Source organism: Pseudomonas sp. AL03 (assembly GCF_029960815.1).
In the GTDB taxonomy this organism is placed as follows: domain Bacteria; phylum Pseudomonadota; class Gammaproteobacteria; order Pseudomonadales; family Pseudomonadaceae; genus Aquipseudomonas.
On the sequence record NZ_JASBRE010000014.1, the window covers coordinates 24,255 to 45,486 of the forward strand.

18 protein-coding genes and 1 pseudogene are annotated in these 21,232 nt (G+C 60.0%); 3 read left to right on the forward strand and 16 right to left on the reverse strand.

Translation table 11 applies throughout. The features are described 5' to 3' along the window. Positions 1-42 precede the first annotated feature (42 nt). A complete protein-coding gene (locus tag QK293_RS15135; RefSeq protein ID WP_282378249.1) occupies positions 43-2,280 on the forward strand; it encodes an autotransporter outer membrane beta-barrel domain-containing protein in 2,238 nt (745 codons plus the stop codon). A 64-nt stretch (positions 2,281-2,344) separates the two neighbouring features. Here QK293_RS15135 and QK293_RS15140 read toward each other — a convergent pair whose 3' ends face one another. The 5 genes from QK293_RS15140 to QK293_RS15160 form a co-directional block, all read right to left on the reverse strand. Continuing rightward, entirely contained in the window at positions 2,345-2,602 is a 258-nt protein-coding gene (locus tag QK293_RS15140) for a hypothetical protein (protein WP_282378251.1), read from the reverse strand. A 50-nt stretch (positions 2,603-2,652) separates the two neighbouring features. After that, entirely contained in the window at positions 2,653-2,823 is a 171-nt protein-coding gene (locus tag QK293_RS15145; protein WP_282378253.1) for a hypothetical protein, read from the reverse strand. Positions 2,824-2,970: 147 nt separating this feature from the next. Beyond that, on the reverse strand, positions 2,971-3,612 hold the full coding sequence (locus QK293_RS15150) for a DUF1345 domain-containing protein (RefSeq protein WP_282378256.1): 642 nt from the start codon (positions 3,610-3,612) through the stop codon (positions 2,971-2,973). A gap of 193 nt (positions 3,613-3,805) precedes the next feature. Continuing rightward, positions 3,806-6,904, reverse strand: coding sequence for an efflux RND transporter permease subunit (locus QK293_RS15155; protein ID WP_282378258.1), 3,099 nt, complete (start codon positions 6,902-6,904; stop codon positions 3,806-3,808). A 15-nt stretch (positions 6,905-6,919) separates the two neighbouring features. Further along, positions 6,920-8,077, reverse strand: coding sequence for an efflux RND transporter periplasmic adaptor subunit (locus QK293_RS15160; protein ID WP_282378262.1), 1,158 nt, complete (start codon positions 8,075-8,077; stop codon positions 6,920-6,922). Between the two features lie 169 nt (positions 8,078-8,246). On the opposite strand from QK293_RS15160, the gene QK293_RS15165 reads away from it, so the two are divergent. Together QK293_RS15165 and QK293_RS15170 are read left to right on the forward strand one after the other, a co-directional pair. Next, positions 8,247-8,948 carry a response regulator transcription factor gene (locus QK293_RS15165; protein ID WP_282378264.1) on the forward strand — a complete coding sequence of 234 codons (702 nt, stop codon included), beginning with the start codon at positions 8,247-8,249 and terminating at the stop codon, positions 8,946-8,948. A 4-nt stretch (positions 8,949-8,952) separates the two neighbouring features. Then, on the forward strand, positions 8,953-10,254 hold the full coding sequence (locus QK293_RS15170; RefSeq protein WP_282378266.1) for an ATP-binding protein: 1,302 nt from the start codon (positions 8,953-8,955) through the stop codon (positions 10,252-10,254). A 61-nt stretch (positions 10,255-10,315) separates the two neighbouring features. On the opposite strand, the gene QK293_RS15175 is transcribed toward QK293_RS15170, so the two are convergent. From QK293_RS15175 to QK293_RS15225, 11 genes and pseudogenes are all read right to left on the reverse strand, one after another. Continuing rightward, positions 10,316-11,092 (reverse strand): transcriptional regulator, encoded by a 777-nt coding sequence (locus QK293_RS15175; protein WP_282378268.1) that lies wholly within the window; start codon positions 11,090-11,092, stop codon positions 10,316-10,318. Next, a complete protein-coding gene (locus QK293_RS15180; RefSeq protein WP_282378485.1) occupies positions 11,089-11,547 on the reverse strand; it encodes a sigma-70 family RNA polymerase sigma factor in 459 nt (152 codons plus the stop codon). Before QK293_RS15180 ends, QK293_RS15175 begins: the two co-directional genes overlap by 4 nt. Before the next feature lie 93 nt (positions 11,548-11,640). Further along, positions 11,641-11,877 (reverse strand): annotated as a pseudogene (locus tag QK293_RS15185) (hypothetical protein); the annotation flags it as partial. A gap of 264 nt (positions 11,878-12,141) precedes the next feature. After that, the gene (locus QK293_RS15190; RefSeq protein WP_282378270.1) at positions 12,142-13,215 is read right to left on the reverse strand and encodes an autotransporter outer membrane beta-barrel domain-containing protein; all 1,074 of its coding nucleotides are present in this window, start codon (positions 13,213-13,215) and stop codon (positions 12,142-12,144) included. A 323-nt stretch (positions 13,216-13,538) separates the two neighbouring features. After that, complete coding sequence (locus QK293_RS15195) at positions 13,539-16,106, reverse strand: autotransporter outer membrane beta-barrel domain-containing protein (protein WP_282378272.1); 2,568 nt, start codon at positions 16,104-16,106, stop codon at positions 13,539-13,541. A gap of 203 nt (positions 16,107-16,309) precedes the next feature. Next, positions 16,310-17,110, reverse strand: a complete 801-nt coding sequence (locus QK293_RS15200; protein ID WP_282378273.1) for an endonuclease/exonuclease/phosphatase family protein — start codon at positions 17,108-17,110, stop codon at positions 16,310-16,312. 248 nt (positions 17,111-17,358) lie between these two features. Beyond that, complete coding sequence (locus tag QK293_RS15205) at positions 17,359-18,117, reverse strand: PIG-L family deacetylase (RefSeq protein WP_282378277.1); 759 nt, start codon at positions 18,115-18,117, stop codon at positions 17,359-17,361. Between the two features lie 120 nt (positions 18,118-18,237). Further along, complete coding sequence (locus QK293_RS15210) at positions 18,238-18,897, reverse strand: glycosyltransferase (protein WP_282378280.1); 660 nt, start codon at positions 18,895-18,897, stop codon at positions 18,238-18,240. After that, positions 18,894-19,493 (reverse strand): SAM-dependent methyltransferase, encoded by a 600-nt coding sequence (locus QK293_RS15215; protein WP_282378282.1) that lies wholly within the window; start codon positions 19,491-19,493, stop codon positions 18,894-18,896. Before QK293_RS15215 ends, QK293_RS15210 begins: the two co-directional genes overlap by 4 nt. Then, positions 19,490-20,248 (reverse strand): PIG-L family deacetylase, encoded by a 759-nt coding sequence (locus QK293_RS15220; protein ID WP_282378284.1) that lies wholly within the window; start codon positions 20,246-20,248, stop codon positions 19,490-19,492. Before QK293_RS15220 ends, QK293_RS15215 begins: the two co-directional genes overlap by 4 nt. Further along, positions 20,245-21,231 (reverse strand): acyl-CoA dehydrogenase family protein, encoded by a 987-nt coding sequence (locus QK293_RS15225; RefSeq protein ID WP_282378287.1) that lies wholly within the window; start codon positions 21,229-21,231, stop codon positions 20,245-20,247. The genes QK293_RS15220 and QK293_RS15225 overlap by 4 nt, the downstream gene beginning before the upstream one ends. Between the last annotated feature and the right edge of the window lies 1 nt (position 21,232).

A 21,232-nucleotide genomic window follows, 5' to 3' on the forward strand; every position in this document is an offset into this window, starting at 1 on the left:
CGCGAGTGGCAGCAATCCGGTTTCCTGAAGCAGGTGTCTACTATGCGAAGCAAGTTTTCGTTAAACGTCCCCTTTCGTTGTGCTCTCCTATGTTCACCCATCCTGGTATTCTCCAGCCCAATTACCACAGCCGCACCCATTGTTGGCGGCAACGTAACCATTACTGGTGGAACACCGGAAAGCTGGGATCTCAGTTCGAACGCCACATTGAACGTTAACGGTGCACAAACGCTGTTCATTAACTCTGACCGTTCGACTCTCAACGTCAATGCCGGGAGTACCACCCAGCAGATCACGGCCCGCAACGGCTCCAACGTTAATTTAAGCGGTGCGAACGTTTCGGGTGTTGGCGGTCTGGCGGCTGTTGTGCTTAGCAACAGTCGAGCCGATATCGACAACAGCACCATTACCGGCAATCGCGTAGGGCTCCAGGTCGTGCGTGAAGTGAATACGCAAACCGGCTCCACGGCGACCGTGAGGGGTAAAAGCACGATCAGCGGTGTGACGGGTGGGGCTCTGGTGAGTGCACTCAGCAGACTGAACGTCAACGACTCAACGATTCAGGGCACCGGTGCTACCAGCTATGGGTTGAGATTGCGCAGTGCTCAAGCCACCGCCACTGACAGCACCATCATTGGAGGACAAAATGGCATAACGCTCGATTTGGACCCGACCGCGATTCAACCGGTGACGCTGACGCTGGACAATACGACCGTTCAGGGACACACCGGCTCGGCCATCCGGGTCGACTTTGCCAATGCAGGTACTTCCACAGCTACCATCGGCCTGAACAATTCTCGACTGTTGGCCGGTAACGAAACGCTGCTGGATGTCCGTGGGGGTGCCAACACCTCGATCGCTGTCAACAACAGCACATTGACTGGCAATATCGTCAATGAAGCGGGCAGTACCCTCGACCTGACCTTGCAAAACAACTCGGTGTTGACCGGTCGTCTGGAAAATGTCTCCAGCGCGACCATCAACGACAACGCCCGCTGGGTGCTGGTCGGGGACAGTCAGATCGATAAGTTGACCCTGAATGGCGGGACGGTACGCTTCGGGGCCGATAACGCTTTCTATCAACTGAATGTGAATCAGCTTTCGGGGAACGGTCGATTCGAGCTGGGCACGGATTTCGCCACCGGCCAGACCGATCTGCTAAACGTGACAGGGTCTGCCAGTGGGCGACATGAGCTGTTGATCAGCAGCAGCGGCGTTGATCCGGCCGCCGGCCAACCTGTCCGGGTGGTGCAGACGGCAGGTGGCGATGCGCAATTCTATCTGGAGAGAGACGTGGATCTCGGAACCTTTTCCTACAGTTTAGCGAAAAGTGGCGGCGACTGGATTCTGGATCCGAGTACCCGTACGGTCAGCCCGGGCGCTCGCTCGGTTTTGGCCTTGTTCAACACGGCGCCGACGGTATGGTATGGCGAGCTCACGTCGTTGCGTTCGCGCATGGGGGAGTTGCGTTTCAATGGCGCTGAGGCTGGCGCCTGGGGCCGCACCTATGGCAACAAATACGATGTGGCCGATGGTTCGGGTGTCGGGTATCAACAAACCCAGCAAGGCTTCACCCTTGGCGCCGATGCGCCGCTACCGATCGGTGACGGTCAATGGTTGGTGGGCGTGATGGCCGGGCATAGCAAATCCGACCTGAATCTCCATGGCGGCACTTCGGGCACGGTCACCAGTTATTACCTTGGCACTTACGCCACCTGGATTGATGCACAGAGCGGTTACTACTTTGATGGCGTGGTGAAGGTCAACCGTTTCCGAAATGACGCCAAGGTCGGTTTGAGCGATGGTCGCAGAGCCAAAGGTGACTATGACAATACCGGACTGGGCGGCTCTGTCGAGGTCGGTCGACACATCAAACTCGACAACGGCTATTTCATCGAACCGTATACCAAATGGTCTGCAGTGGTTATTCAGGGCAAAACATTTTCCCTGGACAATGACTTGCAAGCCGACGGCGATCGTACGCGCTCGTTGCTGGGGGAAGCGGGGATGACCGTCGGGCGCAATTTCACGCTAAACGACATGCAGGTGCAACCCTACGTGCGTGCCGCGCTGGCTCATGAGTTCGCCAAAAATAATGAAGTCAGCGTTAACAACAACGTTTTCAACAACGACCTGTCAGGAACGCGTGGTGAAGTGGCTACCGGTGTCGTAGTAGCGCTCACGGACAGTCTGCAGATGCACGTGGATGTTGATTACAGCAACGGTAAAAATATCGAGCGGCCGGTCGGTGCGAATGTTGGCGTTCGATACGGCTTTTAAAATCAAGATCTATTAAAAAAGGAAGCCAAGGCTTCCTTTTTTAATTCAGCCGTTCACTCGCCTGTCAGGCGGCTTGAGTACGACTGTAAGACTTACCGGCAAACGCTACATCACTCTTTGCGTTGAATTCAATATTGATAGTTAACGTTTTTTTGCCTTCATATTCATGTTCTACCACGGCATTCGTCAGTGTGCCTGAGAAAATGCCCGTGCTGTGATCGAATGCAAGATCGGCTGTTCCACTGATTTGCGAATATAGAATCGTTGACGAAGTGCTGAGTTCAGCGAGCTTCAGCCGCACCTCATCGGAGTCCGGCTTCAACTTGTAGGAACCCGCCGCCAATAGTTTTTTAAACGACAGCGTGATTTGTCTTAGGCTGTGGTCCGGGTTGCGATGCCGGGCAGCATCACATGAGCCTCGCCATGTTCTGGCGGAAAAATACCTGAAGTAAGTTCTACCAGGCTTGCGTTGAACGTTACATTGTCAATTGTTCCGTTACAGCTACTGGCGGTTTGCTTCTTACTGCTCTTGATCGAGTTCATCAATACGGTCTCCACTGTCATGACGAAAGGTATCCTGGTAAAAAATCTTCCGGGATGACGTATAAAAGCGCTTATAGGTCTGCGTTGTAAACTGTCATACATGCCAGTTTACAAGGTGGCAAAGATGTGATCTTTAACCGACTGCCATCAGCCAAACAACCCCGCCGCGATATTGATCGAGAGCCCGAGAATCGCCGTGTTGAACAAGAAGCCGATCAACGATTGTGCCAGCACAATCTTGCGTAAATCGCGAGTCGCTACACCGACATCGGACGTCTGTACCGCCGCGCTGATGGTGAACGAGAAATACAGGAAGTCCCAGTAATTGGGCGTTGTCAGGCCTTCAGCGAAACGCAGTGCGGGATCTTTGCCGTCCCAGGTGTAGAACAGACGGGCATAGTGCACGCTGAAAATCATCCCGATCAGCAGCCACGAACCGATCACCGTTAACCCGGTAAAACCGTAATGCAGCAGCTTGCGAGTGGTTTCCAGGTCCTTGCTGCCGGCCAGTTCGAAGGTGATGGTTGCCAGGCTGGCAATCGCGGCGATGCACACAACGAATAGCACCACCCCGGCGTTTTCGTCCTCTACCACGGCAATGCGCTTCACGTCCGGCGCTTTGGCGCGCGCGGTGAGCCAGAGCATCAGGACCAGATAAGTCCAGACCCCGGCATTCCAGCCGATGAGGATTTTGCTGATGATTGAATCGGCCGGAGCCAGAATGCCTACTGCGACGCCGAGCGTGGCAGCGGCGGACAGGCGAGGGTGGGTGCGGGCGAGGAAGGGCATGTGAACTCGATGCGTCAGGGCTTTGCAAGCACCTTAGCCCAGCGCAGTCCGTTGTGACCACACAACTGAAACCGATCATCGACCGTTGTAGGAGCGAGGCTTGCCCGCGAAGAGGCCGTGACATTCAGCATTGATGTTGCCTGACACTCCCTCTTCGCGGGCAAGCCTCGCTCCTACAAGGGATGCATGTAGGTTAGATTCCCTTATGCCGCTTGCGCACCAGCTTCATCACCACCACAAAAAACACCGGCACAAACAGCACCGCCAACGTGGCGGTAATCATCCCGCCAATCACTCCAGTACCGATCGCTTGCTGGCTCGCCGAACTGGCCCCGGTGGCAATCGCCAGCGGCACCACGCCGAGGATGAATGCCAGCGACGTCATCACGATCGGCCGTAACCGCAGGCGCGCGGCTTGCAGCGTGGCGTCGATCAAGTCGTGGCCTTCGTCGTACAGGCTCTTGGCGAACTCGATGATCAGGATCGCGTTCTTCGCCGACAGACCGATGATGGTAATCAGCCCGACTTTGAAGAACACGTCGTTGGGCATTCCGCGCAAGGTCACGGCCAGTACCGCGCCGAGGACGCCGAGCGGCACCACCAGCAGCACCGAGGTCGGAATCGACCAGCTCTCATACAGCGCCGCCAGACATAAGAACACGATCAACAGCGACAGCCCGAGCAGGATCGGCGCCTGACTGCCTGACAAGCGTTCCTGCAATGACAACCCGGTCCATTCCTGGCCCAACCCCGCCGGGCCTTGCGCCACCAGCCGTTCGATTTCGGCCATGGCTTCGCCGGTGCTGTGACCGGGTGACGGTTCGCCGGAAATGCTGATCGCCGGGTAGCCGTTGTAGCGAGTCAATTGCGCCGGGCCCTGGGTCCATTTGGCCCGGACGAAGGCCGACAGCGGCACCATTTTCCCGGTGTTGTTGCGCACGTGAATCTTCAGCAGATCGGCGACCTGACTGCGCTGATCGCCTTCAGCCTGAACCACCACCCGCTGCATCCGCCCCTGATTGGGGAAGTCGTTGATATAGGCCGAACCGACGGCCGTGGACAGCACGTTACCGATGTCGGCAAAGGACACGCCCAGCGCGTTGGCCTGTTTGCGGTCGACTTCCAGCTGCACCTGCGGCGCATCAGCCAGGGCGCTTTCGCGCACGTTCATCAGGATTGGGCTTTTCTCGGCGGCTGCCAGCAACTCGCTGCGCGCCTGCATCAACGTGGCATGGCCAAGGCCGCCACGGTCCTGCAAGCGGAATTCGAAACCGCTGGACGTGCCGAGGCCATCCACCGGTGGCGGCAGAACCGCAAAGGCCACGGCGTCCTTGATCTGGCTCAACGCGATGTTGGCGCGGTCTGCAATCGAACTCGCCGAGTCGTCGCTGCCCCGATCAGACCAGTCTTTGAGCGTGGTAAACGCCAACGCGGCGTTCTGCCCGCTACCGGAGAAACTGAAGCCGAGAATCACCGTGCTGTCGCCAACGCCGGGTTCAGTGGCGTTGTGGGCTTCGATCTGCTCGACCACCTGCACCGTGCGGTTCTTGCTCGCACCCGGTGGCAATTGGATATCGGTGATGGTGTAGCCCTGATCCTCTACCGGCAAAAACGAGGAGGGCAGGCGACTGAAGCACACGCCCAATCCGATCAGCAGCACGCCGTAGATCAACAGGTAACGGCCCGTGCGTTTCAACGCATAGGCGACCCAGCCCTGATAACGCGCGGTCAGTTGCTCGAAACGCCGGTTGAACCAGCCAAAGAACCCACGTTTCTCGTGATGCTCGCCCTGGGCAATCGGCTTGAGCAGCGTCGCGCACAACGCCGGGGTCAAGGTCAGGGCGAGGAACGCCGAGAACAGAATCGAAGTGGCCATCGACAAGGAGAACTGCCGGTAAATCACCCCGACCGAACCCTGCATGAACGCCATCGGAATGAACACCGCGACCAGCACCAGCGTGATGCCGATGATCGCGCCGGTAATCTGCTTCATCGCCTTGCGCGTCGCCTCCTTGGGCGACAGGCCCTCGGTGGCCATGATCCGCTCGACGTTTTCCACCACCACTATCGCGTCATCCACCAGGATGCCGATCGCCAGCACCATGCCGAACATGGTCAGCACGTTGATCGAGAACCCCAGCGCCAACATGGTCGCAAAGGTGCCCATCAGCGCCACCGGCACCACCAGGGTTGGGATCAGCGTGTAGCGGATGTTTTGCAGGAACAGGAACATCACCGCAAACACCAGCAACATCGCCTCGCCGAGGGTGTAAACCACCTTGGTGATCGAGACTTTGACGAAGGGCGAGGTGTCGTACGGGATCTTGTACTCGACGCCTGCCGGGAAGTAGCGCGCCAGTTCGTCCATCTTTGCCCGCACCAGGGTCGCGGTGCTCAAAGCATTGGCGCCCGGCGCCAACTGCACGCTGACGGCGGTCGACGGTTTACCGTTCAAGCGGGTGGAGAACTGATATTCCTGACTGCCGATTTCGACTCGCGCTACATCGCCGATGCGCACGGTAGAGCCGTCGGGATTGGCTTTCAACACGATGTCAGCGAACTCTTCAGGGGTCGACAGCTGACCTTTGACCAGAATGGTCGCAGTGATTTCCTGGGTGGTGCGGGTCGGCAGGTCGCCGATGCTACCCGCCGAGACTTGTGCGTTCTGGGCGACGATGGCGGCGTTGACGTCGGCTGGGGTCAGGTTGAAACCGATCAGCTTCTGCGGGTCGATCCAGATCCGCATTGCCCGCTCGGCACCGTACAGCTGTGCTTTGCCGACGCCGTCCAGACGCTTGATCTCGTTCATCACGTTGCGCGCCAGGTAATCGCTGAGCGCCACGTCGTCGAGCTTGCCGTCGCTGGACGTGAGGGTGATCAGCAGCAGGAAACCGGCGGAGACTTTTTCTACCTGCAAACCCTGCTGCGTCACCGCTTGAGGCAGGCGCGACTCGACCACCTTCAGGCGGTTTTGTACATCGACCTGAGCCATTTCCGGGTCAGTGCCCGGCTGAAACGTCGCGGTGATGATGGCGCTGCCGAGGCTGCTCTGGGATTCGAAATACAGCAGGTGGTCAGCGCCGTTGAGTTCCTCCTCGATCAGGCTGACCACGCTTTCGTCCACGGTCTGCGCCGAGGCACCGGGATACACGGCGTAGATTTCGACTTTCGGCGGCGCGACGTTGGGGTATTGCGCCACCGGCAACTGTGGAATGGCCAGGGCGCCGGCCAACAGGATGAACAGGGCAACCACCCAGGCGAACACCGGACGGTCGATAAAGAACTGCGGCATAAATAAGCGTCCTGCTTACTGACCAGAAGCCTGGGCAAGTGGAAGAGGGGTGTCGTCGATCTGCACCAGTTCGCCGGGACGGGCGTGCTGCAGGCCTTCAGTGACGATGCGATCACCGGGCTTGAGGCCGCCGGTGACGATCCAGCGATCGTTCTGCACGGCGCCCAGTTCAACCGGTTGCTGGCCGACCCGCTGTTCGGCGTCGAGCAACAACACGTGGGCGATACCGGCGCTGTCACGCTGGATGGCCCGTTGCGGCACGCTGATGCCGTGCTGATTGACCGCCTGCTCCAGACGCACGCGAACGAAGCTGCCCGGCAGCAAGTCGAGGTCCGGGTTGGGGAATTCGCTGCGCAGAATGATCTGGCCGGTGCCCGGGTCGACGGTGATGTCGGCGAACAGCAACTTGCCGGGCAATGGATAGAGACTGCCGTCGTCCTGGATCAGCGTGGCTTTTGCCTGGTCTTGACCGACCTGCTGCAACTGGCCGGAACGGAACGCCCGGCGCAGGTCGTTGAGTTCGCGGGTCGATTGGGTAAGGTCGGCATGAATCGGGTTCAGCTGCTGAATCAACGCCAGTGGTGTGGTTTCGTTCTGCCCGACCAGTGCGCCTTCAGTCACCAGTGCGCGGCCGATGCGTCCGGAAATCGGTGCTGTGACGGTGGCGTAACCGAGGTTGAGTTTCGCCCGCTCCACGGCGGCTTTGTTCGCGGCTACATCGGCAGCGGTTTGCCGGGCGCTGGCCCGGGCGTTGTCATAGTCCTGGCCGCTAACGGCGTTGCCTTCGATCAACTGCGCGTAACGCTGCTCTTGCAAGCGTGCCTGGAACGCATTGGCCTCGGCCTTGCGCAACGCCGCTTCAGCGCTGTCCAGGTCTGCCTTGAACGGCGCCGGGTCGATACGGAACAGCACATCGCCTTTTTTCACATCGCTGCCTTCACGGAAGGCCCGCTGCAACACCACGCCGGCAACCCGGGCGCGGACTTCGGCAATCCGTGGCGCAGCAATCCGCCCGCTCAGTTCGCTGGTGATCGACAGGGGCCGGGCTGAGAGGGTTTCTATGCGAACCGTGGCCAGAGGCGCCTGTTCTTCAGCAATGGAGGACTTGTCACAAGCGCTCAGCGTCAGCGCCAGTGCAATCAGGCTGAGCCTGGCAAGCAGATTCTTTGACATGTAAAAACCCCAATAATGACTCCCGGCATCCTACGGGGAGGCGACGAGGGTAGCGGTGAAGCTTTGTAGGCGCTGTGTGAAATTGTGTAAGGGTTTTACTCAGGCATGGGTGAGGGCGTATATCCTTGGCGGCTTGATGACTTTGCGACAGCACCTTCTGGAAACACCCATGCCCAACATTCTCCTGGTCGAAGACGACACCGCGCTCTCCGAACTGATCGCCAGCTATCTGGAACGCAACGGCTATTCGGTCAGCGTGATCAGCCGTGGCGACCCTGTGCGCGAACGTGCGCGGGTCAATCCGCCGGACCTGGTAATCCTCGACCTGATGCTGCCGGGGCTCGACGGCCTGCAAGTCTGCCGCTTGCTGCGCGCCGATTCGGCAACGCTGCCGATTCTGATGCTCACCGCCCGCGATGACAGTCACGATCAGGTGCTAGGCCTGGAAATGGGCGCTGACGACTACGTCACCAAACCCTGCGAACCGCGCGTGTTGCTGGCCCGGGTGCGGACCTTGCTGCGGCGCAGCAGCCTTGCTGAACCACAGACGGCCAACGACCGCATTCTGATGGGCAATCTGTGCATCGACCTTTCCGAGCGCACCGTGACCTGGCGCGAGCAATTGGTCGAGCTGTCCAGCGGCGAGTACAACCTGCTGGTGGTGCTGGCTCGGCATGCCGGCGAAGTGCTGAGTCGCGACCAGATTCTGCAACGCCTGCGCGGAATCGAATTCAATGGCACCGACCGCTCGGTGGACGTGGCGATTTCCAAGCTGCGGCGCAAGTTTGACGACCACGCCGGCGAGGCGCGCAAGATCAAGACCGTGTGGGGCAAGGGTTACCTGTTCAGCCGTTCCGAGTGGGAATGCTGACGTCATGTTCAGAATCCTGTTTCGCCTCTACCTGGTGACCATCGTCTCGTTCAGCGCGGCGATCTACCTGGTGCCGGATCTGGTGATCAAGGTCTTCCACGAGCGCTTTGTCACCTACAACCTCGATTACTCCCGCGGGTTGCAAACCCTCATCGTCAAACAGTTTCATGCCGTGCCCCCGGAACAATGGCCTGCACTGGCCGCTGAGATGGACGAGGAATTCCAGCCGCTGCACATTGTCTTGACCGGTTACGACGATGCCGATTTCACCCCTGATGAACGGCAACGGTTGCAGCGTGGCGAGAATGTCGTGCGAATAGGCGACTGGGGCTGGCGCACCCTGGCGGTGTCGCCGCTGAACGGGCAGACGGTGGTGGAGATGGTCGTGCCGCCGGACCCGATGGACGTCAGCCTGTTGTACTGGAGCATCAACGTTCTGATCGGCGCGACCATGCTCGCCTGCCTGTTGCTGTGGCTGCGCCCGCACTGGCGTGATCTGGAACGCCTCAAAGGTACGGCTGAACGTTTCGGCAAGGGGCATTTGAGCGAGCGTACACAGATTTCCCAAAGCTCCAACATCGGCAGCCTGGCCAATGTCTTCGACACCATGGCCGGCGACATCGAAAACCTGCTCAACCAGCAACGCGACCTGCTCAATGCCGTCTCTCACGAACTGCGCACGCCCCTGACACGACTGGATTTCGGCCTGGCGCTGGCGCTGTCCGACGATTTGCCCGCCGCCAGTCGCGAGCGTCTGCAAGGTCTGGTCGCGCACATTCGCGAGCTGGACGAACTGGTGCTGGAACTGTTGTCCTACAGCCGTCTGCAAAACCCGGCACGGCTGCCAGAGCAGGTCGAAGTGTCGCTGGATGAGTTCATCGACAGCATTCTGGGGAGTGTCGATGAAGAATTGGAGTCGCCAGACATCGTCATCGACGTGCTGCTCCACGGCCAGCTCGAACGCTTCAGTCTCGACCCACGCCTGACTGCCCGCGCACTCCAGAACCTGCTGCGCAATGCGATGCGCTACTGCGGAAAACGCATTCAGATTGGTGTGCGGGTGTGCTCGAAGCGATGTGAGATCTGGGTCGAAGACGATGGGATCGGTATTCCGGATGAGGAGCGGGAGCGGATTTTCGAACCGTTCTATCGGCTGGATCGCAGTCGGGATCGGGCGACTGGCGGGTTTGGCCTGGGGTTGGCGATCAGTCGGCGGGCGCTGGAGGCTCAGGGCGGTACGCTGACCGTTGACGCATCGCCGCTGGGCGGCGCACGGTTTCGGTTGTGGTTGCCGGCCCCTACCTGACGCCTAGGCATCACTTGATGCATTCCCACGCTGGAGCGTGGGAGCGATCGAAACCTTCCGCTCACGCGCTCAGCCGACGTCTCAGCAATTTCGCCATGTCCTCCAATTCCGCCGCCGGGTTATGCCCGATCAGCATCCAGGCATGTTCCATGTCAGCCCAATAGACAATGTTCATCCCGTGCCGACGCTCCTGGGCGAAATGCCGGCTGCCGCTGTTGGAGCGGGTGACGCACAGCGCCATGGGGCCGTGCGCCGGGTCCAGATAGGTGATCTGGGCAATGGCGACGCCGTCGTACTCGAGAATTTGCGCGCGCTTGAACTCGGACCGTGGCAAGGTCAGTTGCGCCGGTACAAGGTTCAGGCCCAGACGCGCATCGATGGTCCGAAGTTGCGCCCGCTGAGCGGCTTCGTCACTGGGCAAGTGGTCCAGGGTTTGCGGCACGTAAAGTGACATGTAGTCGGCCACCAACCCGCGCCAGTTGTTATTTTGCTGACTCACCTGCCAACCGAGGAATAGCCGATCTGCCACCACGCCACTCACCACCAGGCCAGCGGCCGCCGCTAGGAACCAACGCCGATTCATGGTTGGGCGTTCGGGCGAAGGCAAGGTGTCGAGCATGGACTGCAAACGATCCATGGGCGCCTGTCGCCCCAATTCATCGTAGGCCTCCTTGAACGGCAGGCTGCTGCGGGCCAGCCATTGCAGGCGCAGGTTGAGCGTCGGGTCCTCGGCGATAGCTGTGTCGATGCGGGTGCGCTGTTCGGTGTCGAGCTGGTCGTCGAGGTAGGCCACCAGTTGCTCATCCGAGGGTGTCGTCGGGCGTACGTGGTCGTTCATCGACGTTCTCCAGTGGAAGGGTTCGGCACGGTGTGCAAGGGCGGGTACTCGGCCAGTTTCGCGCGTGCAGTGGCCAGGCGACTCATGACAGTGCCGATGGGCACGTCCAGCACTTCGGCCACTTCGCGGTAAGACAAGCCCTCGACGTAGGCGAGAAACACCGTTTCCCGCTGGGTTTCGGGCAAGGCATCCACACGCCGGATCAACTGAGCCGCGAGGACATGGGTTTGCGCCGCGTATTCGCCGTCGAACGATAAGGCGTGGTCGGCATCCACCAGCCCTTGTCCATGACGCACCCTTCGGGCGCGAACTTCGTTGAGCCAGATCGAATGCAGAATACTCAGCAACCAGCGGTCCATACGGGTGCCCGGGACAAACTGCCCGGCACGCTCAAGTGCCCGCACGCAGGTCGCCTGCACCAGGTCTTCGGCGACATGCCGTTGCCGGGACAACAGCAGGCCGTAGCGCCATAGTCGCGCCAGATGCTGGCCCAGTTCTGCCCGTATTGCCTGATCGCTGGCGATGGCGACCTCCGTCTGCTCGGTGTGTCAGGTTTTCGATGAATCGTTGATGGCTTCGGCAAGGTCCTGGTATTCCTCGCAGGTGTTGCCGCAGATGGATTTGATCTGCTGCAACTGTTCCTGCGCCAGATCCAGTCGACCTTTGATGACATAAGCTTCGCCGAGGTATTCGCGAACCTGCGCGTAGTGCGGGTCGAGTTTGACCGATTGCAGGTAATAGCCGATGCCTTCGTCGGTTCGCCCCAGTTTACGCGTGGCGTAGCCGCTGGCCAGACGATACGCGTAATCGGTGCGGTCGTAACGTGTCGGCGAGTTCAGGCTTGGGTTGTTCATGGGCAATTCTCATGGGCGATGAGAAGTGAACACCACAGGGTGAACAATTATTCATTTCTTTCAGGCGGTCTTTGCAAGGAAAACTCAAATGCGGCATTTGTGGCGGTGAGGGGTAGTCAGATGGGGGGTGAGGCCAATCGCGCGCTTGCTCGCGATGGCATCAGCCCTGATAAAACATTTCTTCAAGCCGGATCTTCACCAGCGCATCCGCACACCCAAGCTGCCGATCAACCCGTTCAAATCATTTTCATCCACCGCACTGCTGTAGTCGGCGCTGACGTAAAGACTCACGGCAGGTGTCACTCTGGCCACCAAGCCCAAGCCCACTTCGACGGTCGATGAATAGCGGCTGCTGCTGATCTTCTCGACCTGATCGAGGTTCACGGTGTTGCCGGTGTACACCGTGTGCCACAAGTTGGTTCGAACATAGGGTTCGACCCCCAGGCCGTTGATGTCGTAACTCCCTTTCAACCGTGCACCGACCCGACCGCTCCAGGACGTCAGCTCGCTGGACGAGGCATTGCCTGACCCTGCATAGGGGGTGTCCAGGGTAATGCGTTGATTGATCAACTGCGCCTGAGGTTCAACTACCCAGTTATCGCTCAGACCAATGGGGAAACCACCTTCCACCGACAGCGTCACCGCGCTGCCCTCGGTCGCCAGTCGGGCGCCCTGGTCATTGCGGGTATAGCCGTTTACCCGACCGCCGCTGGCCGTCAAATCCACGTGCCAGCCTTGGGGCCCGATCAGGCTCCAGTAGGCGCCGAGGCTCTGGCCTTCGAGGTTAAGGGTGTCATTGGCGGGGTCGGCGAGGGCACGACTGGTCAGCAGCCCGTTGTTGTTGCCTTGTAACTGAGTCATGCCGCCGACCAGTCCGACCCGCTGGGTATGACCGCTACCGCTTTGCAGGGTCAGGATCGCCGGACCTTTGAATTCGCTACTGCCAGGGATAGCAAATCCCTGAGCCAGAACATCGGTTTGCGCCTGCCGCGAAGCCTGCCCATACACCTGATCCCAGGCCAAAGGTGCGACCTCTTCGATGGTCAAGCGTGAACTTCGTGTATCGGAGGCGGCGCTGAAATGGCCGGGGTAGGGGGCGGTGATCGTGACGGCGGGCAAGGTCATGACCGGAACATCCTGGCGGTACCAGGACGTGGTTTCATCCTCTGCCGGTCCTGCCTGTACTTCCATGGATGAGCACAGAAGGAGTGAACTCGAGACAGTGCAAAAAGTGACTTTGATCTCTTGTTGAGTGAATGAAATTCTCATGGGGGTCTACCTTGCAATCGCATGCCGTATCTCGCTCTGGCGTCTCTCCTACCCCGAATGAGGGGCGACCGAATGTAGTGGGGCAATCCACTGACCACCCGATTTTGCGGGTGTCTTGGGGTTTGCCCCTGGTGTATTTCCGGGGGTAGTAACGTGTAGCTAAGAAGACCCTTGACATCGCGTCAAGAAAATGGCCGATAAATGGTATGTGTTTTTTAAGACTCGCAAGTGACTGATTTACGCCATACATCTAAGTTCTTGTTTGTTCGAAAAATCGTCAAAAAAACCGCGTTCCAGAGCGGTTTTGATAGTGGGCTACCGGTCTACCAACTCACCCTGACACCGACATTTGCAGCCGTTCCGCGCCGCTGATTACTGTCGATATTACTGGTGTAGCCGACTCCGCCATACACGCTCACGGTTTTCGCGAGGCTAAGCACAACGCCGACACCGAGGTCGGCCGATGACGATTTTTGCTCGGTATCGATCCGGTCCGCGCCGTCGAACGTTACCGAGTCGGTCCCGGAAAGGGTGTGCCACAGGTTGGCTCGTATATAAGGTTCCAGTGGTCGTCCACTGACTTGGTAGTGGCCTTTGAGTCGAGCGCCGAGGCGACCGGTCCAGGCACCGTCGGAGTCGAATGAGACGTGGGAAATGCCGTCGTCCTGGCTGTCCAGCGAGACTTTTTGATGGATGACCTGCGCCTGGGGTTCAACCACCCAGTTGCCCGTCACTTGAATCGGATAGCCGGTTTCCGCCGAAACAGTCAAGGCGTGGCCTCGGTTATCCAGTTTGAGGCCGCGTTCGGAGTGGCTGTCACCGTCGAGCCGGGTGCCCATGATGACGGTGTCGACGTACCAGCCCTTGGGATCGGTCAACGTCCAGTACAAGCCATAACTGTCGCCTTCAAGTTCCACTTTGCCAGCGCGCTTGTCTTCAAAGCCTTGGTTGAAACCGTCGACATCACCCTGCAAACGCGTATGCCCGACAAAAAAACCAATGCGCTGGGTCTGTCCATTGGAAGTCTGTGAGCTGTACACATCGTTACCCACCTGGAAACCGCTGAGCGAACCGTCGAGCCTTGGCGTTACGGTGCCGGCCCAGGTCTGATCGACGTTCTTGCCGTAGACCCGGCCCCAGCCAGCGCCAAAGGCCCCGGTTTCGTTGAGCAGGCGCTGATCGCCTTGGCGATCATGGAAAGTGCCGAGTGCATTCAGGGTCAGTTGCGCGGCAGCGGGTGGCAGTACCGACCAGGTCGGGACCTCGGGGCGGTACAGCGGAATCGGTGACGCGCCCGGTACGGCTGCCGGTAAAACCGGTAGCGGTGGACTGCCGGCGGGAGCGAGTGCGGCCACTGGCGATGCGACGACCGGGACGACAATCGGTGGCAAGGCCGGATCCGGGTTTGGGAGGGTGACGGTCGCGGGGGCCACAACGGCAGAGCGCAAATACCAACTGTTTTCGCTGCCTGCGGTAACGCCACCCTTGAACAGGTAGTAATCGAAGGCACCCGCAGATATCGGACCTTTGAGCGCAAACGCATCGGGGGTGCTGACAGCAGTGCCTTGAGCCTGCACCAACTCAATACCGTTCTGCTGCGTCAACCCGCCGGTTCCGCCCAGATTGGTGACCGTGATCAATGTGCTACCAGTCAATGTCCCATCGTTCACCACCAGTTTGTCGCTGGGCGAGTTGTCGTCTCTCACCACGCTCTGCAACAGCAACTGGCCGCCGTTGCCCGCGTAATTGCCTTGCACGGTCAGGGTGTCATTGGTGCGGGTATTGCCGCTGCTCAGGTCGATCACCCCGGCGTTGTTCAAGGTCGCAAATTGGCCCGCCACAGCGGGCGTGATGCTGCCTTGGGCAGATGTCAGTGTACTGCTGCTATCAATAGAGAACACCCCGGTGCCGCTGGCGGCGTCGCCCAGAATAAAGTTTCCGGCGAGGTCCAGTTGCGAACCATTGTTCAGATTGACCGTCTCCCAGTTGATATAGCGGGCAGGGGTGGCTGAGCTGACATGATCGAAAATCAGCACATCGTTGCCACTGCCGCCGTCGATGCCCGGGGTCAGGGCGAGGGTGCTTTCGCTCAGATTGCGCAGGGTCACACGGTCGTTGCCTTCGGCCAACAGGATCGCCGAGCGGATGATGCCGCCACCGTCCCAGACCAGCGTGTCATTGCCGGTACTGGCGCGGATCTCGCCCATGATTTCGCCGCCCGTCACGGTAATGCTGTCGTTGCCGCCGCTGACGCTGATGTTGCCGCCAATCCGTCCGCCAGAAACGGTAATGGTGTCGGTACCGAAACCGGTGACCAGATTGCCCTGGATCTGGCCGCCCGACAGGTTAAAAATATTGTTGTCGAGTTTCATGTCGACCCGGCCGATGGTCCCGCCCATCATGCGGGCGACGTCACCATCCTCGAAGGCGCCGACGATGGTACCGCCGGTCATCAGAAAGGTATCGCGATTGTCGCCTTGAGCGAGGGACTGAATAGTGCCGCCAGTCATCACAAAATCATCGATTCCATTGCCCTGGCTGACGGCGCCGGTAATCAACCCGCCTGTGATAAGCAGGCGGTCGGCGCCGGCTCCTTGGTCCAGTGCGCCGGCGAGTGTGCCGGAATTCATCTCGACGGTGTCGCTGCCCGCGCCGAACGTCACGTTGCCATTGATACGGCCAGTGCCGCTGGCGGGGAAGGTCAGGCTGTTACTGCCCGAGAGGTCCGTGAGTGCAGCGCTGGTGCCGCTGTCACAGGTGAATGCATCGTTTCCGGGCCCTGCGATCAAGGTGCAAGCGGCGGAAACGGGAGGGCTGACGAACATCAGCAACGAAGTGGGTACAGCGAGTATCTGCGGCAATGCCTGCAGCAATCGGGCGTAACGATTCATAGTGTATCCCTACCGAATTTTTCGGGAAATCATCCTTGAATCGTTCGCCGGATCTTCAATCAAGCCATCAAGTGAAGTTCATAAACTGCGTGAGACCTGCATCCTAACGAGTTGAATCAACTGCTCCTTCAGCTGCTTAAGGTGTAGACGTGTTTTTCGCCCGGGGTGGCGTTGCTGACGAGTGGTCTGTCGAAAAAAGTACTTCAGAGGTGTACTTCCACCGCCAACGGCAAATGATCCGACAGGTGCGTCCACGGCTTGTGCCCCAGTATTCGCGGCTCATGACTGCTGGCATTGCGCAGATAGATCCGATCCAGGCGCAGCAGCGGAAAGCGTGCTGGATAGGTTTTCGCCGGGCGACCGTGGTGACGCTCGAAGGCTTCATGCAGGTAGTCACGTCGGGCGAGGGCTGTGTTGCCTTGCAGCTGCCAGTCGTTGAAGTCGCCGGCGATAATCACTGGCGCATCGTCGGGTAACGATTCGAGCAGTTGGCAAAGTAGCTCGAGCTGCAGTTGGCGATGGCTTTCCAGCAGACTCAAGTGAACGCAGATCGCATGGACTTCGGTGTGGCCCGGTACGTCCAGTACGCAATGCAGCAGGCCGCGACGTTCGGGGCCGGTGATCGAGACGTCTAGGTTACGGTGTTCGCGGATCGGGTATTTCGATAACAGGGCATTGCCGTGGTGGCCGTTGGGGTAGACCGCGTTGCGACCGTAGGCGAAGTCGCTCCACATACTGTCGGCCAGAAACTCGTACTGTGAGGTCTGCGGCCACTCGTTGTAGCGAGAGGAATGGCGGTCGTGTTCACCGACGACTTCCTGCAGGAACACCAGATCCGCCGACGTGCTGCGTACCGCTTCACGCAGTTCCGGGAGAATGAAACGTCGGTTAAGTGCGGTAAAGCCCTTGTGGGTGTTGACTGTCAGCACTCTCAGTCGATCAATCGCCGGGGGCGTGTTCAATGGAGATGATTCGACGGCCTGCCACTTGGAATCACTGGTCACGTTCACTCCTCTGAATCAGGGCTGCTTATGTATGCGACTGATACGGGGGCGGGCAGTTCAGCGCGATTCGTCGTAATAACCGTTCACTGAAAGCTGTAGCAGCTGTCGAGCTTGCGAGGCTGCGTTCGGCTGCGCAGCAGTCGTAAGACCCGGCAATGCGGTGTGTCAGGCGAACTGCATGTTCTGGATGACGACTGCTGCGCAGCCGAACGCAGCCTCGCAAGCTCGACAGCTGCTACAGGGCTATGTCAGACGAAGACAATTTCATAAGGCAACCGCATCCGCTCCAGAAGCACCGGGGGCAGCAGTGGGGCGAGGCCGATGGCCGGTTCGCCGTCGAGCTGGCTGGCGTAGGCGTGGGTGGCGTGGCTTTTACGCGCGACGGTCCAGGTATCCAGGCGCACCTTGCGCGCACGATGCCACGGGATGAGCCCTCGTTCACGAGTTGGCCAGTGCCAGGCCCAGACCGGTACTTCGTTGAACGACGCGCCGACCATGGCCGCGGCCTTGACGCTGGCCCGGCCGACGGCTTCATGGTCGACATTGCCATCCTTGCACCAGGTGCTGAACACCACATCCCCGGGGCGTAAATAACGGGCAATGAATTGAGTTAATTGAAACTCCCGTTCGGCCAGGGCGTTGTCGGTGAAGCCGCCGCGAATCCACTTCAGGCTGTGCATCGGCAACCCGAGCCGGCGCAAGGCTTCGAGGCTTTCCTGGGGGCGGAACACGCTCAAGCGTTTCTCCGACCACTGTTGCGAGCCCGGATGGCTGGCGCTGCCGTCGGTAATCGAGATCAATTGCAGAGGATGACCCAGGGAGCTGAGTAACTGCAGCAGGCCGCCGCAGGTCACGACTTCATCGCCGGGATGCGGGGCTATCACCACAGCGCGAGCGCCGGCGGGAACCAGGGTCTGAGTGCTGATGACAGGAATGTTGTCCAGTTGTGGGGCGCTGTTCCAGATCTGTGCTGGCAGGCTGCTTTCGCTGATGGAAACCAATTTCATGGGCGACGTCCTTGTTCTCGTTGATCGCAATGTGCAGCGCTCCAAACCCTGGATTGCCGCGAGCAGAGTATTGCTCATGTAGGGCTATTCGTCGCCTCGATGTTCCATCCAGTACGTTTTCTATCCGACCTGCACCCTGTCTCGCAGGAAATCGCCAAATCCCCCCCGAGCACGACTGTCCAGTCGGGCACTGGTGAGCACCTGTGGACGTTGGCTCCAGGCAATCTTCGCCCCGCAGCGTTCGAGTTGCCGCACCAGTTGCACATCTTCGTCGCTGGCCAGCGGTTCGAAGCCACCGGCACGCCGGTAAGCGTCAGCGCTAATCCCCAGATTGGCACCGTGAATATGCCGATGACCTTCTCGTGCCTGATAGTGCTGGTGATAGCGAGTTTGCGCCGACTCATCGAATGACGCGTGCCACGCATCCACCGTGACCGTGCCACACACCGCGTCGGCGCCGAGGGCCAATTGAGCCACCAGCCAGTCATGGGCAACCCGGCTGTCCGCATCGGAGCAGGAAATCCAGCGCACCCCTCGATCCAGTAGAAACCGCGCACCGGCGGCGCGGGCCTGGCCGACGTTACGCGCCTCGATCTTGAGGCTGTGCACCGGATAGCTGCCGACAATCTCTGATGAGCGATCGGTGCAACTGTCGAGTACCACCAGCACTTCGACCGTTTCACCGTTCAGCAACTCATGTTGCGCTGCGAGCAGAGCGGCTTGCAGACACTCTTCGAGCAAGTCTTCTTCGTTATGCGCCGGGATCAAAATGCCAATCATCGCAAGCCCTCCAGAGCGGCCACGGAGCGCGGTTCCCGGCTCCAGAGTTCCAACAGGAAATCGGACTCCTGATGCAGGACCAAGCGCGGCCAGTGCAACTGTTCATGGAGTAAGTCATGGACCTGCCGGGCATTGAGCGGGCAGCCATCGATCGGTGGGCGCCAGTGGCAGGCCAGGAGTTGGCCGTCGGCGGTCAGTGACCGGGTGGCGTATTCGATCAGGCACTTGAGGTCTTCGGCGTTTAGGTAATAGCCGACTTCGCTGAGCAGGATCAGGTCGAACTGTTCGTTTGGCCAATCTCCCGGCACGCGGCTTTGGCGGACTTCGGCGTGGTCGAACAGGCTCAGCCGCGTCCGAGCCAGCGCCACGGCGGCGGCTGCGGTATCGCAACACAACAGGCGATCGCAGCGCGTCGCCAGATCAGCGCTCAACTCCCCGTTGGCGCAACCCGGCTCGAAGATCGCGCGGTAATGCGGCCGGGGCAACGCGGCCAACGTTATGGCGCGTTTGCGCTGTTCGTACCAGCGCTGACGGAAAGCCCAGGGGTCGTCGTTGCCGGCGAACAAACCGTCGAAATAGCGATCCTCGACGCTCATAGAAACACCACTTCAAACGGTTGCAGTAACCGGTCCAAAACATAGGGCGCCAGCACCGGTGGCAAGCCGATGTGCGGGTCGCCCTCCAGTTGGCTGGCGAAGGCATGAATGGCGTGCCGTTTGCGCGCCACCAGCGCTGGGGCCAACAGAATCTTCCGCGCCCGGTGCCAAGGCACGAAACTGTCTTCGGGGGTCGCCCAGTGCCAGGTCCAGACGGGCAGTTCATGCAGCATCGCACCCACCCGTTTTGCCGCCTCGGCACTGGCACGCCCCACAGCCTCGTGATCACAATGGCCGTCTTCGCGCCACGTGGTGAAGACCACATCGTTGGGCCGCAGATGACGTTCGATGAACTCGCACAACTCGACTTCCCGTGCCGCCACCTGACTGTCGGCAAAACCACCGCGCAGCCATTTCAGGCTGTGCAGCGGCAGGCCGAGTCGACGCAGAGCCTGGGCCGACTCCTGCGGACGGACCACGCTCAAGCGTTCCACCGGCCAGCGCTCGGAACCGGGATGGCTGGCGCTGCCATCGGTGACGGAGATCAGTTGCAGCGGCCGACCAGCCGCGGCGAGTAACTGCAGGAAGCCGCCGCACCCCAGCACTTCGTCGTCCGGGTGGGGGGCGATGATCACTGCACGCGAGCCTTGCGGTACCAGTGTCAGGATGTCAGTCACTGGCAACTGCGCCAGATGGTGTGAGGTTTGCCATAGATGCAGAGGCGTTCCCTGGCCGACGATGGGGTTGGTTTTCATAACATCCATGTCTCCGTCAGAACCTGCTGCCCAAGCGCGGTGAGATCCCGTTCGGCATGGCTTTGACGCAGGAATACCGGCAGGTCGGCGATCAGTCGGGCGAACTGTCGGTCCTTGCAATAGGGGCCGGCTCCGAGCGCGCGGCCGACATGCCGGATGACCTGTTCGGCGGACTGTTCAACCACCGCGCGGGCGCGGCGGGCCAAACGTTCGGCGTCGCCCAGGGGGGCGGCGTCGATGGTCAGTGCGCTGGTCCGCAACACTTGGGCGGCGGCATGCAACGCGCTGTCGACCGCGCCCAGGTGAGCGAGGGCGTGGGGTTCTTCACTGCGTGCGCAGTGACGGCGCAGGCGCTCGGCGATGCTCTGCGCTGCGCCGTACCAGCAAGCGGCAATACCGATCCCGCCTTGCCAGAAGCCTGGCCGTTGCAGGTAGTCGCCAGGGTTGCCAATGGCTCGCGCTTCAGCGCCTTCAAACAGCACCTCGACGCTGGCGGTGGCGCTCATGCCCACGGCTTGCCAGCCCTGATCAGTGACCGTCACGCCGGGTTGGTCCAGCGCCACCGCGACCAGTTGTTGTCGGTCGTGTTCATCCCACGCCGTGAGCAAGGCGTGACTCAACACCGCAGCACCCGAACACCAGGCTTTGCGCCCATTCAACGCCACCCTCTGACCCTGACTGACCCGCACTCGCGCTTGCGGTGGTTCTGCCGCCCACATGCCCCACGTACTGGAAGGCGTCGGCGAACCGCCGAGTTGCTGGATGATCGCCAAGGCGTCGGTATGGCCCTCGTACAACTTGCACAACCCCAGATCATGACCCCCGACCTCGGCCAGACGCTGAAATCGCTCCAGTGTCTGGCCACCACCGGGCATCGGAAGCTGATCGAGACCCGCCTTCACCAGCGCGCGCAGGCACCGGCCTAAGGCTTGAGTGTCGGCGTAATCCGCTGGCTGACGCTGGAGAAATCCCTGAAGGTCCATT

Bases quoted from the DNA above. Each gene is read 5' to 3' on its own strand.
- QK293_RS15135 (WP_282378249.1), top strand. From the start codon at position 43: ATGCGAAGCAAGTTTTCGTTAAACGTCCCCTTTCGTTGTGCTCTCCTA.
- QK293_RS15145 (WP_282378253.1), bottom strand. From the start codon at position 2,823: ATGAACTCGATCAAGAGCAGTAAGAAGCAAACCGCCAGTAGCTGTAAC.
- QK293_RS15150 (WP_282378256.1), bottom strand. From the start codon at position 3,612: ATGCCCTTCCTCGCCCGCACCCACCCTCGCCTGTCCGCCGCTGCCACG.
- QK293_RS15155 (WP_282378258.1), bottom strand. From the start codon at position 6,904: ATGCCGCAGTTCTTTATCGACCGTCCGGTGTTCGCCTGGGTGGTTGCC.
- QK293_RS15160 (WP_282378262.1), bottom strand. From the start codon at position 8,077: ATGTCAAAGAATCTGCTTGCCAGGCTCAGCCTGATTGCACTGGCGCTG.
- QK293_RS15165 (WP_282378264.1), top strand. From the start codon at position 8,247: ATGCCCAACATTCTCCTGGTCGAAGACGACACCGCGCTCTCCGAACTG.
- QK293_RS15170 (WP_282378266.1), top strand. From the start codon at position 8,953: ATGTTCAGAATCCTGTTTCGCCTCTACCTGGTGACCATCGTCTCGTTC.
- QK293_RS15175 (WP_282378268.1), bottom strand. From the start codon at position 11,092: ATGAACGACCACGTACGCCCGACGACACCCTCGGATGAGCAACTGGTG.
- QK293_RS15190 (WP_282378270.1), bottom strand. From the start codon at position 13,215: ATGAGAATTTCATTCACTCAACAAGAGATCAAAGTCACTTTTTGCACT.
- QK293_RS15195 (WP_282378272.1), bottom strand. From the start codon at position 16,106: ATGAATCGTTACGCCCGATTGCTGCAGGCATTGCCGCAGATACTCGCT.
- QK293_RS15205 (WP_282378277.1), bottom strand. From the start codon at position 18,117: ATGAAATTGGTTTCCATCAGCGAAAGCAGCCTGCCAGCACAGATCTGG.
- QK293_RS15210 (WP_282378280.1), bottom strand. From the start codon at position 18,897: ATGATTGGCATTTTGATCCCGGCGCATAACGAAGAAGACTTGCTCGAA.
- QK293_RS15215 (WP_282378282.1), bottom strand. From the start codon at position 19,493: ATGAGCGTCGAGGATCGCTATTTCGACGGTTTGTTCGCCGGCAACGAC.
- QK293_RS15220 (WP_282378284.1), bottom strand. From the start codon at position 20,248: ATGAAAACCAACCCCATCGTCGGCCAGGGAACGCCTCTGCATCTATGG.
- QK293_RS15225 (WP_282378287.1), bottom strand. From the start codon at position 21,231: ATGGACCTTCAGGGATTTCTCCAGCGTCAGCCAGCGGATTACGCCGAC.